The sequence below is a fragment of the Kitasatospora sp. NPDC034023 genome, assembly GCF_055575795.1.
The window spans coordinates 167,935-187,235 of the sequence record NZ_JBVIRY010000009.1 but is presented as its reverse complement, the minus strand read 5'-3'; the positions used below and the strand labels follow the sequence as shown (position 1 = coordinate 187,235).

Here is a 19,301-nt window from a genome sequence, read left to right as displayed (position 1 = left end):
CGGGGGCGAGCACATGAGGCGGGCAGGTGCAGGAATGGGTGATTTCCGGTTCTCGGTGCTGGGACTGATGCGGGCCCAGCGTGGCACTACCGTACTGAAGGTCGGAAGTCCGCAGCAGCAGGCGATGTTGGCGGTGCTGCTGCTCCGGCCGGGACACGGCGCGAGTGCCACGGACCTGATCGACGCCCTGTGGGGTGAGGAGCCTCCGGGCACCGCGATGACGACGGTGCGGACGTACGCCTGGCGGTGGCGCAAGGTCCTCCACGGCGAGGAGTCGGACGCGCCGAACGTGCTGACCTCGTTCGGGGACGGCTACCGGCTGGTGCTGCCCAAGCACGCCGTGGACGCGGCGCAGGCCGAGGAGCTGGCGGCACAGGCCGAGCGCACGGCGGCCGCCGGACAGCCGCAGCAGGCGCGCGACCTGCTGAACCAGGCGCTGGACCTGTGGCAGGGCGAGCCGCTGGCCGGCATCCCCGGGCCGTTCGCGCAGCGCCAGCGCCAGCGGCTGGAGGAGCTGCGGCTGACCCTGCTGGAGGAGCGGATCGCGCTGGACCTGACGCTGGGCCGGTACTCCCGGTGCATTCCGGAGCTGACCTCGCTGACCACCGAACACCCGTTGCACGAGCGGGCGTACGGGCTGCTGATGCGCGCGCTGTACCAGGCCGGGCGGCAGGCGGACGCCCTGGCGGTCTACCGGAGTGTGCGTCAGTTGTTCCTGGCCGAGCTGGGGGTGGAGCCCGGGGTCGAGCTGGACCTGCTGCACCGGCGGATCCTGGAGGGCGACCCGGCGCTCGCCGCCCCGAAGCCCGCCGCTCCGGCGGCCGCCGTGGCGCCCGCCGCGCCCCCGGCCGGCCCGGCGGAGCCGGCCGCTGCCGAGCCCGCCCCGCCGGAGCCGCCCGTCGATCCGGTGGCGGCACCGCCAAGACCGGCCCAACTGCCGCCCGATGCGGCAGACTTCACCGGCCGCACCGTCCTCGTCGAACGGCTGGGCGAGGCCCTCGGCACCCCGGGGCAGCAGGCGCTGGTGATCGCCACCGTGGTCGGCATGGGCGGAGTCGGCAAGACCGCGCTGGCCCTGCACGTCGCCCACCGCGCCCGCGAGACCTACCCCGACGGTCAGCTCTACGTCGACCTGCGGGGCGCCGACCCCACCCCGGCCGACCCGGAGGCGGTGCTCAGTGCCTTCCTGCTGGCCCTCGGAGTGTCGGCCGACGCGGTGCCGGAAGGACTGGACGCCCGCTCGGCGCTGTTCCGCTCCGCGGTGGACGGCCGACGGCTGCTGCTGGTGCTCGACAACGTCCACGACACCGTGCAGATCCGGCCCCTGCTGCCGGGCGCGGTCGGCTGCGCCGTACTCACCACCAGCCGCACCCGCCTCTCCGGCATACCCGCGACCGTCCAGACGGACCTCGACGTCTTCGAGCCCGAGGAGGCGCTCGAACTCCTGGGCCGCACCATCGGCGCCGAACGGCTGGCCGCCGAGCCGGAGGCCGCCCGGGACCTGCTGCACGTCTGCGGCCACCTGCCGCTCGCGGTGCGGATCGTGGCGGCCCGGCTGGCCGCCCGGCCGAGCTGGACGGTGCAGACGCTGGGCCGCAGGCTGGCGGTGGAACGGCGCCGGATCGACGAGCTGCGCATCGGCGACCTGGCGGTCGAGGCCGCCTTCGAACTGAGCTACCGCCAGTTGACGCCCGCCCAGGCCCGCGCCTTCCGGCTGGTCGCCTCGGTGGACGGCCCGGACATCGGCCTGGCCGCCGCGGCCGCCCTGCTGGACCTCGACGAGTACGACGCCGAGGACCTGCTGGAGGCCCTGGTGGACGTGGCGATGATGGAGTCGCCCTTCCCCGGCCGCTACCGCTACCACGACCTGCTGCGCGCCTTCGCCCGGCGCCGGCCCGACGCCCCGGGCGCGGCCGTCGAGGCCCGCGACCGGCTGCTGGACCACCTGCTGGCCACCGCGTGCGCGGCCTTCCAGCACGCCGTCCCCGGGGATCCGGCGGCCGGTGCGCTCGGGCCCGCCCGCAGTGCCGGGGTGGAGCTGGGCGGCCCGGACGGTGCCCGGGCCTGGGCCGAGGCGGAGGGCTCCGGGGCGATCGCGCTGGCCGCCCAGGTGGCCGCCTGGACGGTGGCCGAGGCCCCCTCCCCCGGCCCCGTCCCCGCTCCCGCCGACGCCGTCCCCTCCGACGCCGACTCCGGTCCCGGCGCCCGGGACGCCCTGCCGGACCCGCTGCGCGCCGCGATCGACCTGCTGATCGCGCTCACCCCCTTCGCCCTCGCCCCGCCCGGCCGCCAACTCGCCACCACCGCCGAGGCCCTCGCCGACGCCGCCACCCACCGCGCCGACCACCGGGCAGCCGGTCGCGCGCACTTCCTGCGCGGCAACGTCGCGCTGGCCGCCACCCGGCTGGAGGAGGCCGAGGCGGCCGCCCGCCTGGCCGTGGCCGCCTCCCGCTCGGCCGGCGACACAGTGATCCTGCGCCAGGCGCTGAACGACCTCGGCCTGGTCTGCCAGTTCCTCAGCCGCTACGACGAGGCCGTCGAGCACTACGACGAGGCCCTGCTGCTGGCCCGCGAACTCGGCCACCGCTCCGGGGAGCTGGTGACGACGGTCAACGCCGCGCTGGCCCGGGTGCGCAGCGGTCGGGCCGCCGAGGCGGTGGCGATCTGCCACGAGGCACTGGCCGAACTGCGCACCCGCAACGACGATCCCGGGCGGGCGTACACGCTGTACGTGCTGGGGCTGGCGCTGCACGGGCTGGAGCGGCACGAGGAGGCGGTCACCTGGTTCGGCGAGTGCCTGGCGGTGGCCTCGGCGGCCGGTCTGCAGGCCCGGGCCGCGCACGCCCGCTACCGGTTGGCGGACAGTCTGCGGTCGCTGGGCCGGACGGAGGAGGCACTGGAGCACGCCGGGCAGGCGCTGGCGCTGTGCGAGGAGCTGGGGGCCGAGCGGGACCACGCGCAGGCGCTGGTGGTGCTGGGCCGGACGCTGGCGGACCTGGGACGCGGGGCCGAGGCGCGGGGCCGGTGGCGGGAGGCGCACGCGATCTTCGTCCGCCTGGGGCTGCCGGACGCCCACGAGGTGGCGGGGCTGCTCGCTCCGGGCGGGGACGGCGTCCCGTCGGCTCGGGACGGGCGGCGGGAGGACGGGCAGCGGGAGGACGAGCGGGAGGACGAGCGGGAGGCGGCGACCGTCCCGCTGACCGGTCGCTGCTGAGTCAGTGCTGTTGCCCTGCCGATTCACGGCTGGCCCAGGGCTGGCCCAGGGCTGATTCACGGCTGATTGGCTGAGAAGAATCGATCCTGCAATGGGACCGGCGGCTCGCTCAGGAGCCGGTGCTGTTCCAGTCGGGGGTGCTGCCGTGCCCGGTGGTGGCGGTCGGGCTGGGGGTGGCGGGGGTGGGCGTCGGCGTCGCGTCGCCGACCACCACCGTCGCCGTCCCGGTGCCGGCCGTCTCCGCCACCGCGGCCGTGCCGGCCAGGCCGGCCCCCAGGGCGACGACCACCCCCAGGCCGACGGTGAACAGCCGGAGGCGGGCGGGGGCGGTGGCCGGACGCTGCGTCATCTCTGGTGCTCCTTTGGTGTCTTCCCCGGTCGGGAAGGTCTCCGTCGTGGTGTGGCACCAGTCTTGCGAGGGCCGGTCAACGGTCGATCTACGGCGGAGCACCGTTGGTCACCGGGGCCCGGTTCAGGCCGCCTCGCGGATCTCCAGGGTGCAGCACTTCACGCTGCCCCCGCCCTTGAGCAGCTCGCTCAGGTCCATCCCGATCGGCCGGAACCCGCGCTCGCGCAGCCGCGCCGCCAGACCCACCGCCGCCTCGGGCAGCACCACGTGCAGGCCGTCGCTCACCGCGTTGAGCCCGAACACCTCGGCGTCCGTCTCGCTCACCAGCAGGGCGTCCGGGAAGAGCCGGCGCAGCACGGTCCGGCTGCCGGGCGAGAACGCCTCCGGGTAGTACATGATCTCGTCGCCGTCGAGCACCGAGAGCGCGGTGTCCAGGTGGTAGAAGCGCGGGTCGACCAGCTCCAGGCCGACCACCGGCCGGCCGAAGAACTCCTGCGCCTCCGCGTGCCCCTCCGCCACGCTGCGGAAGCCCCGCCCGGCCAGCACGAAGCTCGCGGTCAGCAGGAGGTCGCCCTCGCCTTCGTTGACGTGCTCCGGGTCGTGCGTCGCGAAGCCCCGGTCGCGGAACCACTCCAGGTAGGCGGGGCCCTCGGCGGCCCGCTCGGCGTTGCGGAAGCGCGCCCCGAGCACCCGGCCGTCCACCACGGTGGCGCCGTTGGCCGCGTAGACCATGTCGGGCAGGCCGGGCAGCGGGTCGATCAGGTCGACGTGGTGGCCGAGCTCGGCGTACAGGGCGTACAGCCGCTCCCACTGGGCGACGGCGAGGTCGGTGTCCACCGGCTTGGCCGGGTCCATCCAGGGGTTGATCGCATAGGTGACGTCGAAGTGCTCCGGACGGCACATCAGGTAGCGGCGCGGACGGGCGGTGCGGGTCATCGGGTCCTCCGGTGTGGGGGTGCGGGACGGTAGGGGGAGACGGTCAGGCGGGGAAGGTCAGGCGGCGGGCTCCGCCGGCCGGGTCGGGAAGTCGCGCAGGCCGCGCAGCGGGCCGGCCAGCAGCACCAGCCCGGCCGAGAGCAGCACGCCCGCCATCAGCCAGATGGTGCTGCGGGCGCCGATCACCTCGCCGAGCCAGCCCCCGAGCAGGGCGCCGACCGGGATCGCGCTGTAGTTGACGGTCGCCGAGCTGGCCCGGATCCGCCCGATCAGCTCGGGCGGGCAGTAGGCCTGCGAGAAGCTGCCGGCCAGGACGTTGCCCGCCACCACGCCGCAGACCGCGACCGCCCAGGCGAGCGCGCTCACCACGAGCGGGAGCCGCTCGCCCGCCAGCGGCAGCAGCAGGATGAAGGGCGCGACCACCAGCTCGCAGACCATCAGCCCGCGCGCGGTGCCGAGCCGGCGGGCGATCCGCCCGGCCAGCATCGCCCCGGCCAGCCCGCCGACGCTCACCAGCGCGAACACCGCGCCCACCGCACCGGGTTCGATCCCCACGCTGCGCACCAGGAAGACCGTCTGCACCGCCTGGATGCCGTTCAGCCCGAGGTTGCCGACCGCGGCGAAGCAGGCCAGCGTGCGCAGGTACGGGTCACGCAGCAGGAACCGGACGCCCTCGCCGATCTCCTGCGGCATGCCGCGCCGTTCGGACACCGGCGGGGGGTGCTCCTCGGTCCGGATCCGCCGCAGGCAGACCGCCGACACCAGGTAGGTGAGCGAGTCGGCGAGCATCCCGCTGGCGGCGCCGAAGGCCTGGGAGAGCAGACCGGCCACGCCCGGGCCGGCGATCTCCGCCGCCGAGGCGCCGGAGCGCAGCTTGACGTTCGCCTCCAGCAGGTCGGCCTTCGCCACCAGGGTGGGCAGCACCGCCCCGTACGCGGTGGAGAAGAACACCTTCACCGCCCCGGTCAGCAGGGCCACCACCGCCAGTTGGGCGAGGGAGAGCAGCCCGAGCCAGCCGGCCACCGGGACGCTGCCGAAGAGCGCGAGCAGCAGCAGGTCGCAGATCAGCATCACCCGCAGCCGGGGCCAGCGGTCCACCCAGGCGCCGGCCGGCAGTCCGAGGAACAGCCAGGGCAGCCAGGAGGCGGCGTTGATCACGCCCACCGCGAGCGGGCCGGCGTCCAGGGTGACCACGGCCACCAGGGACAGCGCCACGCTCCCGACGGCCGTGCCGAGGTTGCTGGTGGTCTCACCGATCCAGAGCCGGCGGAAGTCCCCCTGGGCCCACAGGCCCCACCGGCCGCGCGGCCGGTCCGGCCGCACCGGTGACTTGATCGGGACGGTGGTGGTCATCGCGGGTCACGCTCCAAGCTTCTCGGCCAGTACGGCGGCGATCCGTGCGAGGGGTTCCGGCTGGGTCAGCTCGCCGTGCGCGCAGGCGAGCCGGTGGGGCTCGATCCGACCGTCCAGGTACGGCCGCCAGGTCTGCTCGTACGGCCAGTCCGCGGGCTTGCCGGTGGTCGCCCCGAAGAAGACGGCGTCCCCCCGGTAGCGGTCCGGCACGTGTTCGGCCATCAGCTTGCGGTGCCGGTCGAAGACCTCGGGCAGCACCGCGACGGCTTCGCCGAGCACGGCCTTCAGGCTCTCCAGGCCGCGGCCGTCCGCCGGGTCGTGGCCGAGCGAGCGCAGCAACTCGTCCAGGGTGTCCACGGGTTCGACGACCGGGGCGTCGGCGGTGCGCGCCGCCGGGGCGCCGTCCAGCAGGGCCAGCAGGCCGACCTCGGCGCCCTCGGCCTGCAGCCGCACCGCCATCTCCTGGGCGACCACGGCGCCGAAGGACCAGCCCAGCAGGTGGTACGGGCCGGCCGGCCGCACGGCGCGGATCTGCCGCACGTAGTCCTCGGCGATCTCGGCGACGCTGGCCGGCGCACCCCCGCGCAGGCCGCGGGCCTGGAGGCCGTACACCGGCTGGTCGGTGCCGAGGTGGCGCAGCAGGCCGGAGTAGACCCAGCTGATGCCGGCGGCCGGGTGGACGCAGAACAGCGGGGCGCGGTCGCCGCCGGTGCGCAGCGGCAGCAGGACGTCCAGGGCGTCGGCCGCCGGGCCGTCGTCGAGCCGGCGGGCGAGTCCGGCCACGGTGGGCGCCTCGAACAGCGCCCGCATGCCGGGGTCCACACCGAGGGCGGCGCGGACGCGGGCGAGCAGCTTCATGGCGAGCAGGGAGTGGCCGCCGAGGTCGAAGAAGTCGTCGTCGATGCCGACGCCCTCCAGGCCGAGGGTCTCGGCGAACAGCGCGCAGAGGAGTTCCTCCTGCGGGGTCCGGGCGGCGCGGCCGCCGGTGAGCAGCCCGAAGTCCGGTGCGGGCAGCGCCGTGCGGTCCAGCTTGCCGCTGGTGGTGAGCGGCAGGGCGGCCAGCGGGACGACGGCGGCGGGCAGCATGTAGCCGGGCAGGTGGTCGGCGGCGAAGGCGCGCAGGTCCGCGGGATCCAGCGGGCCGTCGGGGTCCAGCGGGCCCGTGGAGTCGAGCGGGCCGGCGGGGACCACGTAGGCGACCAGGCGCAGCCCGTCCTCGTCGGGCAGGACGGCGGCGGCGCTCACCCCCGGGTGGCGCGCCAACACCTGTTCGATCTCGCCGAGTTCGATGCGGAAGCCGCGGATCTTGACCTGGTGGTCGGTGCGGCCCAGGTACTCCACGCCACCGTCGCGGGTGCGGCGGGCCAGGTCGCCGGTGCGGTACATCCGGGCGCCCGGCTCTCCGTACGGGTCGGCGACGAAGCGCTCGGCCGTCAGGGCCGGCCGCGCCAGGTAGCCACGGGCCAGACCCGCACCGGCCAGGTACAACTCCCCGGGCACGCCCGGCGGGACGGGGTTGAGGTGCTCGTCCAGGACGTAGCCTCGGGTGCCCGGGATCGGGCCGCCCAGGCCGGGCCGCTCCACGGCGTCGACGGGCTGGGCGAGGGCGAAGACGGTGGCCTCGGTCGGGCCGTAGAGGTTGTGGGCGGCGGTGTCCGGTGCCGCCCGCAGGGCGGTCCAGAGGTGCTGTCCGACGGCTTCACCGCCGAGCACCAGCACCGACGGCGCGGCCTCCTCCAACAGGCCCTCCGCCAGGAGTTGTTCGGCGTAGGAGGGGGTGAGGTCCATCGCGCCGATGCCGGTGGCGCGGACGTGCCGGACCAGGGCCGCCGGGTCGCGGCGCAACTCGTCGTCGATCAGGTGCAGCTCGTGCCCGGCGAACAGCCAGAGCAGGGGCTCCAGTGATCCGTCGAAGGTGAGCGAGGCGGTGAGCGCGACGCGCTGCCGGGCGACGCCGGCCATCACGCCCGTACGGTGGGCGGCGAGCAGCGCGGCGATGCTGCCGTGCGGGACGACGACGCCCTTGGGGCGGCCGGTGGAGCCGGAGGTGTAGATCAGGTAGGCGGCGTGGCCGGCCTCGGCGCGCGGCGCCGGGTCGGCGGTGCGGTCCTCGGAGGGCTCGGCGACGTCCAGGGTGCGCAGTCCGGCCAGCGCCTCGGGCTTGGGCCACCGGCCGTCGGTGAGGACCAGGGCGGGGGCCGCGTCGGCGAGGGTGTCGGCGATGCGGTCGGCCGGGTGGTCGGCGTCCAGCGGCAGGTAGGCGCCGCCGGACTTGAGCACGGCCAGGATCGCCACCACGCTCTCCACCGACCTCGGCAGAGCCAGCGCGACGACGCGCTCCGGGCCGACACCCGCCCCGATCAGGCGGTGGGCGAGCCGGTTGGCCCGGGCGTTCAGCTCGGCGTAGGTCAGCGCGGTGTCGCCGCGGACCAGCGCCACGGCCTCCGGGGTCTCGGCCGCCTGGGCCGCGAAGGCGGCCGGCAGCAGCGGGAGCTCGGCCGGCAGCGCGGCCCCGGCGATCGGGAGCGCGGTGTGCTCCTCGGCCGAGAGCAGCTCGATCCGGCCGACGGGCAGCTCGGGCCGGGCGGCCACCGCCGCCAGCAGCCGCCCGAACCGGACGGCGATCGCCTCGACCGTCTCCCGGTCGAACAGGTCGGTGGCGAAGTCGATCGCGCACTCCAGGCCGGCGGGGGCGCCGTCCGTGTCGAAGGACTCCGCGAGGCCCACGCACAGGTCGAACTTGGCGACCGACCCGCCGGAGGACACCACGGAGGCGTCCAGCCCCGCCCCGGCGAGCGGCGCCGAGTCCCCGGCGCCCTCGAGCAGCAGGATCACCTGGAAGAGCGGGTGGCGGGCCAGCGACCGGGCCGGGTTCAGCTCCTCCACCAGCCGCTCGAAGGGCACGTCCTGGTGGGCGTGGGCGTCGAGTTGGGTCTCACGGACCCGGGCCAGCAGCTCGGTGAAGCTCGGGTTGCCGGAGGTGTCGGTGCGCAGCACCAGGGTGTTGACGAAGAAGCCGACCAGCTCGTCCAGGGCCTCGTCGGAGCGCCCGGCCACCACGGAACCGATCGGGACGTCCGTGCCCGCACCGAGGCGGGTCAGCAGGGCGGCGAGCGCGGCCTGGGCGGTCATGAACATCGTCACTCGGTGCTCGCGCGCCAACTCACCTAGAGCGCTGTGGAGTTCGGCGCCGAAGGGCACGACGACGCGTTCGCCCCGGTGGCTGGCGGCCGCCCGGCGCGGCCGGTCGACGGGCAGTGACAGCTCCTCGGGCAGGCCGGCCAGGGCCTCGCGCCAGTAGTCGAGTTGGCGGGCGAGCAGGCTCTCGGGGTCCGTCTCCTCGCCGAGCAGCTCGCGCTGCCAGAGCGCGTAGTCGGCGTACTGGACGGGCAGCGGCGACCATGTCGGCACCGCGCCCGCGGTGCGGGCCGCGTAGGCCGTGGCGAGGTCGCGCAGCAGCGGGCCCATCGACCAGCCGTCGCCCGCGATGTGGTGCAGGACGAGGACGAGCAGGTGCTCGCCGGCCGGGGCCGGGATGACGTGGGCGCGGACGGGGAGGTCGGTGGCCAGGTCGAAGGGGCGCGCCGTGCACAGCTCCGGCGGGGTGCCGGGCGGCAGCAGCTCGACCTCGACGCGGGCCTGCCCGGCGGGCACGATCCGCTGGTACGGGGTGCCGTCCTCCTCGGCGACCAGCGTGCGCAGGCTCTCGTGCCGGGCGACCACGTCGCCGAGGGCGAGTTCCAGCGCGGCGGTGTCCAACTCCCCTGCCACGCGCAGGACGAGGGGCAGGTTGTAGAGGGCGCTGGGGCCCTCCATCCGGTCGATCAGCCAGAGCCGCTGCTGGGCGAAGGAGAGCGGCACCCGCTCCGGCCGTTCACGGCCCGCGCTCAGCGCCAGGCGCTCCGAACCGGTGCCCAGGCGGACGGCCAGCCCGGCCACGCTCGGCGCCTCGAAGACATCCCGGATGCCCAACTCCGCACCCAGCGCCGCGCGGACCCGGCTGAGCAGCTTGGTGGCCAGCAGCGAGTGGCCGCCCAGGTCGAAGAAGTCGTCCTCGATGCCGACGCTCTCCAGGCCGAGCACCTCCGCGAACAGCCCGCACAGGATCTCCTCCTGCGGCGTGCGCGCCGCCCGACCGGCCGACAGCGCACCGAAGTCCGGCGCCGGGAGGGCACGGTGGTCCACCTTGCCGCTGCCGGTCAGGGGCAGGGCGTCGAGCAGGACGACGGCGGCCGGCACCATGTAGCCGGGCAGCGACTCGGCGGCGAACCGCCGCAGCTCGACGGCCAGTTCGGGCGCATCCTGGCGCACCTGGTCCACCTGGTCCACCGTGCAGTAGCCGACCAGCCGGCGGTCACCGGTGTCGCTCTCCCGTACCGTGACCACGGTTTGGCGGACGGCGGGGTGGCGCGCCAACACCTGTTCGATCTCGCCGAGTTCGATGCGGAAGCCGCGGATCTTGACCTGGTGGTCGGTGCGGCCCAGGTACTCCACGCCACCGTCGCGGGTGCGGCGGGCCAGGTCGCCGGTGCGGTACATCCGGGCGCCCGGCTCTCCGAACGGGTCGGCGACGAAGCGCTCGGCCGTCAGGCCCGGCCGCGCCAGGTAGCCACGGGCCAGACCCGCACCGGCCAGGTACAACTCCCCCGGCACCCCGGCCGGGACGGGGTTGAGGTACTCGTCCAGGACGTAGCCTCGGGTGCCCGGGATCGGGCCGCCCAGGCCGGGCCGCTCCACGGCGTCGAGCGGCTGGGTGAGCGCGTACACGGTGGCCTCGGTCGGGCCGTAGAAGTTGTGGCCCGCGGTGCCCTCGGCGTCCCGCAGCCGCTGCCACAGCGCCTGGCCGATGGCCTCGCCGCCGAGCAGCAGGAGTCGCGGCGCGGGTGCGTCCAGCAGCCCCTCCTCGATCAGCTGCTCGGTGTAGGACGGGGTGATGTGCAGGGCGTCGATGCCCGCCGCGGCGGTGTGGCGGACGAGTGCGGCCGGGTCGCGGCGCAGCTCGTCGCCGATCAGGTGCAGCTCGTGTCCGGCGTACATCCAGAGCACGGGCTCCAGGGAGGCGTCGAAGCAGAGCGAGGCGGTGAGTGCGATCCGCTGCCGGCCGTGGGCCTGCTCGGTGCCCCGGATCAGCGCGGCCCGGTGGGCGGCGAGCAGGGCCGCGACGGCGCCGTGCGGCACGACGACGCCCTTGGGGCGCCCGGTGGAGCCGGAGGTGTAGATGACGTAGGCGGCGTCGCCCGGGTCGATGCCGCACTCGGGGTCGGCGGCGCTCTCGTCGGACAGGTCTGCGGCACGGTCGTCGGACGGGTCGGCGGCGCTGCCCTCGAAGGACGCGGCGACGTCCAGGGTGCGCAGCCCGGCCAGGACCTCCGGCAGCGGCCAGCGGTCGTCGGTGAGGGCGAGGGCGGGGCGGGCGTCCGCGAGCATGTGGGCGGTGCGCTCGGCCGGGTACTCGGCGTCCAGCGGCAGGTAGGCGCCGCCGGACTTGAGCACGGCCAGCATGGCGACCACCGTCTCCGCCGAGCGCGGCAGCGCGAGGGCGACCACCGACTCCCGGCCGGCGCCCGCGGCCAGCAGGCGGCGGGCGAGCCGGTTGGCCCGGGCGTTCAGCTCGGCGAAGGTCAGGGCGGTGTCGCCGCAGACCAGCGCCACGGCCTCCGGGGTGCGGGCGGCCTGGGCCGCGAAGGCGGCCGGCAGCAGCGGGACCTCGGCCGGCAGCGCGCCCCCGGCGGTCGGCAGCGCGGTGTGCTCCTCGGCCGAGAGCAGCTCCATCCGGCCGATGGGCAGCTCGGGCCGGGCGGCCACCGCCGCCAGCAGCCGCCCGAACCGGACGGCGATCGCCTCGACCGTCTCCCGGTCGAACAGGTCGGTGGCGTAGTCGAGGGCGCAGTCGATTCCGGCGGGCTCGCCGTCGGGGCCGAAGGACTCCTCGGCGATCAGGCTGAGGTCGAACTTGGCGGAGCCGGTGGCGGCCGCGAGGGGTTCGACGTGCAGGCCCGCCGTGGCCGGTTCGGCCTGCTCGTTGCTCTGGAGCACCAGCATGATCTGGAACAGCGGGTGGCGGGCCAGCGAGCGGGTCGGCTTGAGTTCCTCGACGAGGCGCTCGAAGGGCATGTCCTGGTGGGCGTAGGCGCCGAGGGCGGTCTCCCGGGCCCGGCCGAGCAGTTCGGTGAAGCTCGGGTTGCCGGAGGTGTCGGTGCGCAGCACCAGGGTGTTGACGAAGAAGCCGACCAGCTCGTCCAGGGCCTCGTCGGAGCGCCCGGCGACCACCGAGCCGATCGGGACGTCCGTGCCCGCACCGAGGCGGGTCAGCAGGGCGGCGAGCGCGGCCTGGACGGTCATGAACAGGGTGACCCGGTGGGCCCGGGACAGCGCGACCAGGTCGCGGTGGCAGTCCGCGCCGAGGGTGAGCGCGACCCGGTCGCCGCGGTGGGAGGCGACGGGCGGGCGGGGGCGGTCCAGCGGCAGCGTCGCCTCGTCCGGGAGGTCCGCCAGGGTCTCGCTCCAGTAGGCGAGTTGGCGGGCGGCCAGGCTGTCGGGGTCGGTCTCCTCGCCGAGCAGCTCGCGCTGCCAGAGCGCGTAGTCGGCGTACTGGACGGGCAGCGGCGCCCAGCCGGGGGCGGTGCCGCCGGCGCGGGCCGTGTACGCGGAGGTGAGGTCGCGGACCAGCGGGCCGAGGGACCAGCCGTCGCTGGCGATGTGGTGCAGTGCCAGGACCAGCACGTGCTCCTCGGCCGAGACACGCAGCAGGGCGGCGCGGACGGGAAGTTCGGTGCGGAGGTCGAAGGCGCGGCGGCACAGTGCGGCCACGGTGGCGGGCACCTCGGCGGCCGGGCAGTCCCGGGCTTCGAGCGGGACCTCGGCCTCTTCGGCCGGGAGGACCCGCTGGTACGGGGTGCCGTCGGATTCCGCGATCAGGGTGCGCAGGCTCTCGTGCCGGGCGACCAGGTCGCCGAGGGCGAGCCGCAGCGCGGCGGTGTCCAACTCCCCTGCCAGGCGCAGCGCCAGGGGCGCGTTGTAGAGGGCGCTGGGGCCCTCCATCCGGTCGATCAGCCAGAGCCGCTGCTGGGCGAAGGAGAGCGGCACCCGCTCCGGCCGTTCACGGCCCGCGCTCAGTGCCAGGCGCTCCGAGCCGGCGTCCAGGCGGACGGCCAGCCCGGCCACGCTCGGCGCCTCGAAGACGTCCCGGATGCCCAACTCCGCCCCCAGCGCCGCGCGGACCCGGCTGAGCAACTTGGTGGCCACCAGCGAGTGGCCGCCCAGGTCGAAGAAGTCGTCGTCGATGCCGACGGCCTCCAGGCCGAGCACCTCCGCGAACACACCGCAGAGGATCTCCTCCTGCGGCGTGCGCGCCGCCCGACCGGCCGAGAGCGCGCCGAAGTCCGGCGCCGGGAGGGCGCGGCGGTCGAGCTTGCCGTTGGCGTTCAGGGGCAGCGCGTCCAGCGGCACGATCGCGGCCGGCAGCATGTAGCCGGGCAGTGTCCGGGCGGCGGTGGTCCGCAGGTCGGCCGGGTCGAGCGGGCCGTCGGTGACCACGTAGGCGACCAGGCGCAGCCCGTCCTCGTCGGGCAGGACGGCGGCCTGGAGCACCTGCGGGTGCGCGGTCAGGGCGCGTTCGATCTCGCCGAGTTCGATCCGGAAGCCGCGGATCTTCACCTGGTGGTCGGTGCGGCCCAGGTATTCGAGTTCTCCGTCGCGGGTGCGGCGGACCAGGTCCCCGGTGCGGTACATCCGGGCGCCGGGCTCGAAGGGGCAGGCGACGAAGCGCTCCGCCGTCAGGCCCGGCCGCGCCAGGTAGCCGCGGGCCAGACCCGCGCCGGCCAGGTACAGCTCTCCCGGCACCCCGGCCGGGACGGGGTTGAGGTACTCGTCCAGGACGTGGCCGCGGGTGCCCGCGACGGTGCGGCCGAGCACGGGCCGCTCGGTGGCGTCCAGCGGGTGGGTCAGGGCGTCGACCGTGCACTCCGTCGGGCCGTACAGGTTGTGCGCGGCGGTGTTCGGCGCCTCGCGCAGTCGCGTCCAGAGCGCTTGGCCGACGGCCTCGCCGCCCAGCAGCACCAGGGCGGGCGCGGGCTCCGCCAGCAGCCCCTCCTCGATCAGCTGCTCGGCGTAGCTGGGTGTCACCTCCAGCACGCCGATCCCCTGCTCGCGCACGTGGCGGACCAGGGCCCGGGCGTCGCGGCGCACGTCGCCGCCGATCAGGTGCAGTTCGTGGCCGGCGACCAGCCACAGCAGGCCGTCCCAGGAGGCGTCGAAGCAGAGCGAGGCGGTGAGCGCGACCCGCTGCCGGGCGACGCCCGCCATCACGCCCGTACGGTGGGCCGCGAGCAGGGCGGCGATGCTGCCGTGCGGCACCACGACGCCCTTGGGGCGGCCGGTGGAGCCGGAGGTGTGGATCACGTACGCGGCGTCGGCCGCCGAGGCCCGCGGGGCCGGGTTCTCCTCGGCGTCCGGCGCGTCCTCGGCCCCGGTCGTGGCCCCGGCCGCGGCCTCGGCGAGGTCGAGCACCCGGTGTCCGTCGAGCACCTCGGGCAGCGGCCAGCGCCCGTCGGTCAGCACCAGCGCCGGGCGGGCGTCCGCCAGCGTGTCGGCGGTGCGCTCGGCCGGGTACTCGGGGTCCAGCGGCAGGTAGGCGCCGCCGGCCTTGAGGACGGCGAGGATGGCGACCACCGTCTCCGCCGAGCGCGGCAGCGCGAGGGCGACGACGCACTCGGGGCCGATGCCCGCCGCGATCAGCCGGTGTGCGAGGCCGTTCGCCCTGGCGTTCAACTGTGCGTAGGTCAGGGTGAGTTCACCGCAGACCAGGGCCACCGCCGCCGGGGTGTCCGCGGCCTGCGCCTCGAAGGCGGCCGGCACCAGGGGCACCCGCTCGGGCAGTGGCGGGTGGCCCGCCGCGGAATCGGCCTGCTCACCCGCCGGCAGGACGTCCAGCTCGGCGACCGACCGCGCCGGATCCGCCACGACCTGACGGAGAATCAGCTCCAGTGCTGCTGCCAGCTGTTCGGCGGTCTCGCGGTCGAAGAGCTCGGTGGCGTACTCCAGGACGCCGGCCAGCCCCGCGGCGGCGCCGTCGGCGCCCTGCCGCTCGACCAGCCGGAGGGTGAGGTCGAAGGTGGCGGTGCCGAAGTCGACCGGTTCCTCCGCCACCGTCACCCCGGGGAGGGCGGGCCCGTCCGCGGCGGCGCCCGCGAAGGCGAGCATCACCTGGAAGAGCGGGTGGCAGGCGGTCGACCGGGTCGGGTTCAGCTCCTCCACCAGGCGCTCGAAGGGCACGTCCTGGTGGGCGTGGGCGGCCAGGTCGGTCTCCCGGACCCGGGCCAGCAGCTCGCCGAAGCTCGGGCGGCCGGACAGGTCGGTGCGCAGCACCAGGGTGTTGGCGAAGAAGCCGACCAGCTCCTGCGTGGCCTCGTCGAGGCGGCCGGCCAACGGGGTGCCGATGGTGAGGTCGGGGCCCGCGCCGAAGCGGTGCAGCAGGGTGGCGTACGCGGCCCGCAGGACCATGAAGAGGGTCACGCCGTGCTCGGCGGCGAGCGCGCCGAGCCGGGTGTGCAGGGCGGTGTCGAACTCCAGCGGGACGACCGCGCCGCGGTGGCTCGCGACGGGCGGGCGGGGGCGGTCCAGCGGCAGCGGCAGCTCCTCGGGCGCACCGGCCAGCGCCTGGCGCCAGTGGGCGAGTTGACGGGCGAGCAGGCTGTCGGGGTCGTCCTCCGCGCCGAGCAGCTCGTGCTGCCAGAGCGCGTAGTCGGCGTACTGGACGGGCAGCGGCTCCCACTGCGGGGCCGCGCCGTCGAGGCGGGCCGCGTAGGCGTCGGCGAGGTCGCGGTAGAGCGGGCCCAGCGAGGCACCGTCGCCGGCGATGTGGTGGACGACGAGGACGAGCACGTGCTCCTCGGCGCCGTCGGGCCGCAGGTAGGCGTGGATCGGGAGGTCCGCGGCGAGGTCGAAGGTGTGGCGGGCGAGTTCGTCCGTCGGGCGGTCGGTGACGGTGAGCAGGCCACCGGTGGGGGCGTCGAGGACGCGCTGGTACGGGGTGCCGTCCTGCTCGCCGAAGACGGTGCGCAGCGCCTCGTGCCGGTGGACGACGTCGCCGAGGGCGGCTTCGAGGGCGGTGGCGTCGAGCGGGCCGCGCAGGCGCAGGGCGAGGGTGACGTTGTAGGTGGCCGAGGGACCCTCGGCCTGGGCGAGGAACCAGAGCCGGCGCTGGGCGAAGGAGAGCGGCACCCGGTCGGGCCGGGCGGCGGGCCGCAGGGCCGGGCGGGCCGGGGCGGGGGCCTCGGGGGTGCGGCCGGCGAGCCGCTCGACGAGTCCGGCGACGGTCGGGGCCTGGAAGAGGTCGCCGATGGAGAGTTCGATGCCGAGGTCGGTGCGGGCCCGCCCGGTGAGGCGGGTGGCGAGCAGGGAGTGGCCGCCGAGCGCGAAGAAGTCGTCGTCGATGGTGATGTCGTCGATGCCGAGCAGTTCGCCGAAGAGTTCGCACAGGGCCCGTTCGCGCTCGTCGCGGGGGGCTCGGCCGCTGCCGTCGGCGGCGAGGTCGGGGGCGGGCAGGGCCCGGCGGTCGACCTTGCCGTTGCTGTTGAGCGGCAGGGCGTCGAGGAGGACGACGGCGGCGGGGACCATGTAGCCGGGCAGCGTGGTGCCGGCGAAGGTGCGCAGCTCGTCGGGGGTGAGCGAGGGGTCGGCGGTGCAGTAGGCGACCAGCCGGAGGTCGCCGGGGCGGTCCTCGCGGGCGATCACGATGACCTGGCGGACGGCGGGGTGGCGGGAGAGCGCCGCCTCGATCTCGCCGAGTTCGATCCGGAAGCCGCGCAGCTTGATCTGGCCGTCGATCCGGCCGAGGAACTCCACGGCGCCGTCGGCGCGCAGCCGCACGAGGTCGCCGGTGCGGTACATCCGCTCGCCGTCCGCGTACGGGCAGGCGACGAAGCGTTCGGCGGTCAGGCCGGGCCGGTTGAGGTAGCCGCGGGCCAGGCCGGCGCCGGCGATGTACAGCTCGCCGGGCACGCCGGGCGGGACGGGGCGCAGCCGGTCGTCGAGGACGTAGCTGCGCATGTTGTCGAGCGGGCCGCCGATCGGCACCCGGGGGCCGTCGAGGTCGGCGGCGGTGAGCGGGTGGTGGGTGGCGAAGGTGGTGGTCTCGGTGGGGCCGTAGACGTGGGCGAGCAGCAGGTCGGGGCAGGCGTCCAGGACGCGCCGCAGCAGCACGCCGGAGGCGGCCTCGCCGCCGGTGCAGACGACGCGCAGGGCGGCGAAGGTCTCCGGGGCCTGTTCGGCGACGAGGTCGAACAGGGCCTTGGTGAGGAAGACCGCGGTGACGTCGTGGCGGGTGGCGACGGCGTGCAGGGCGGCGGCGTCGAGGGCGCCGGGCGGGGCGACCACGACGGTGCCGCCGGCCAGCAGGGGCGTCCAGATCTCGTAGGTCGCGGCGTCGAAGGCGTGCGGGGAGTGCAGCAGGACCCGCTGGTGGCGGCCGTCCTGCCAGCGCCGGTCGGCGGCGAGGTCGAGGACGTCGCGGTGGCGTACGGCGACGCCCTTGGGGCGGCCGGTGGAGCCGGAGGTGTACATCGCGTAGGCGAGCTGGTCGGGGTGGACGGGCACGCCGGGGCGGTGGGCGGGGGCGTCGGCCTCGTCGCCGGGGCGGACGACCAGGGCCCGGTGCGGGAAGCCGGGGTCGGCGCGGTCGGTGAGCAGCACGGGGGCGCCGGTGTCGGCGAGCACGTCGGTCATCCGCTCGGGCGGCAGGCCGGGGTGCATGGGCACGTAGCAGCCGCCGGCCTTGAGGACCGCCAGGGTGGCGACGATGACGTCGACGGAGCGTTCCATCAGCATCGCGACGGGGGTCTCGGTGCCGACGCCGAGGGTGGTGAGGTGGTGGGCGAGGCGGTTGGCGCGGGCGTCGAGTTCGGCGTAGTCGAGGGTGCCGCCGTCGTGGGCGAGGGCGACGGCGTGCGGGGTGCGGTCGGCCTGGCGTTCGAAGGACTCGGCGAGGGTGCCGGTCCACCGGGGGGCCTCGGTGGCGTTCCAGTCGACGAGGAGGCGGGTCCGCTCGTCGGGGGCGAGGACGTCGAGGGTGGCGAGGGGGGCGTGCGGGTCGGCGGCGGCGCCGGCCAGGAGTCGGCCGAGCCGGTCGGCCAGGGCGGTGACGGTGCCGTGGTCGTAGAGGTCGGCGGCGTACTCGATCGAGCCGGTGAGCCCGGCGGGGGCGCCGTCGGGGCCGTGGTGTTCGGCGATGCCGATGTTGAGGTCGAACTTGGCGACCCGCAGGCCGATCGGCTCGGTGGCGGACTCCAGCCCGGGCAGGGCGAGTTCGGCGTCCTGCCCGTGGTTCTGCAGGACGAGCAGGGTCTGGAACAGCGGGTGGCGGCCGAGCGCGCGGGGCGGGTTGAGCTCCTCGACGAGGCGTTCGAAGGGGATGTCCTGGTGGGCGAAGGCGTCGAGCTGGGCCTCCCGGACGCGGCCGAGCAGTTCGGTGAAGCTCGGGTCGCCGGACGTGTCGGCGCGCAGCACGAGGGAGTTGACGAAGAAGCCGACCAGCTCGTCGAGGGCCTCGTCGGAGCGCCCGGCCAGGCCGGTGCCGAGCGGGATGTCGGTGCCGGCGCCGAGCCGGGTGAACAGGGCGGCGAGGCCGGCCTGCAGGACGGTGAACAGGGTGGTGCGGTGGGTGCGGGCGAGGTCGAGCAGGGCGGTGTGCAGGTCGGCGCCCCAGGCGAGGTCCACGGAGTCGGCGGCGCCGGTGGGGGCGGGCGGTCGGGGTCGGTCGGTCGGCAGCTCCAGTTCCTCCGGCAGGCCGGCCAGGGCGGTGCGCCAGTGGGCGAGTTGACGGGCGAGCAGGCTCTCGGGGTCGGTCTCGTCGCCGAGCAGGTCGCGCTGCCAGAGCGCGTAGTCGGCGTACTGGATGGGCAGGGGCTCCCAGTCGGGGGCGTGGCCGGTGAGCCGGGCCCGGTAGGCGGTGGCGAGGTCGCGCAGCAGCGGGCCGAGGGACCAGCCGTCGCCGGCGATGTGGTGCAGGACCAGGAGCAGCACGTGCTCGGTCGGCGAGAGGGTGAACACCGTGACTCGGATGGGCAGTTCGCGGCTCAGGTCGAAGGTTTCGGCGGCCGCCGCGTCCCGGTGGGCGGGGTAGTCGGCCGGTGCGCAGTCCACCACCAGGAAGCGCGGCTGCGCCTCCTCGACCGGCAGGATCCGCTGCACCGGGACTCCCCCGGCCACCGGGAACACCGTGCGCAGGGCCTCGTGCCGGGCGACCACGTCCGCCGTCGCGGCGTGCAGCGCGGCGGTGTCGAGCTCGCCGCGCAGGCGCAGGGCGAACGGCAGGTTGTACAGCGCGGTGGGCCCCTCGATCTGGTCGATCAGCCAGAGACGCTGTTGGGCGTACGAAACCGGGATCACGGTGCTTCCTCTACTCACGTCTCGGCACGGGGTGTTCGGGGCCCTGGGGGGACGGGCGGCCAG

General features: G+C 75.6%; 5 protein-coding genes. 1 reads left to right on the top strand and 4 read right to left on the bottom strand.

The genetic code is table 11. From position 1 onward, the window contains the following. Positions 1–34: 34 nt before the first annotated feature. Positions 35–3,214 (top strand): AfsR/SARP family transcriptional regulator, encoded by a 3,180-nt coding sequence (locus ACZ52R_RS15950; protein ID WP_465753608.1) that lies wholly within the window; start codon positions 35–37, stop codon positions 3,212–3,214. 109 nt (positions 3,215–3,323) lie between these two features. Here ACZ52R_RS15950 and ACZ52R_RS15945 read toward each other — a convergent pair whose 3' ends face one another. From ACZ52R_RS15945 to ACZ52R_RS15930, 4 genes are all read right to left on the bottom strand, one after another. Next, positions 3,324–3,563: a hypothetical protein gene (locus ACZ52R_RS15945; protein ID WP_360499013.1), complete on the bottom strand. Its 240-nt coding sequence runs from the start codon at positions 3,561–3,563 to the stop codon at positions 3,324–3,326. 123 nt (positions 3,564–3,686) lie between these two features. Next, complete coding sequence (gene ddaH / locus ACZ52R_RS15940) at positions 3,687–4,499, bottom strand: dimethylargininase (protein ID WP_360499011.1); 813 nt, start codon at positions 4,497–4,499, stop codon at positions 3,687–3,689. A gap of 57 nt (positions 4,500–4,556) precedes the next feature. Beyond that, positions 4,557–5,852 (bottom strand): MFS transporter, encoded by a 1,296-nt coding sequence (locus tag ACZ52R_RS15935; protein ID WP_465663372.1) that lies wholly within the window; start codon positions 5,850–5,852, stop codon positions 4,557–4,559. Positions 5,853–5,858: 6 nt separating this feature from the next. Beyond that, positions 5,859–19,238: a non-ribosomal peptide synthetase gene (locus ACZ52R_RS15930; RefSeq protein ID WP_465753607.1), complete on the bottom strand. Its 13,380-nt coding sequence runs from the start codon at positions 19,236–19,238 to the stop codon at positions 5,859–5,861. Positions 19,239–19,301 lie beyond the last annotated feature (63 nt).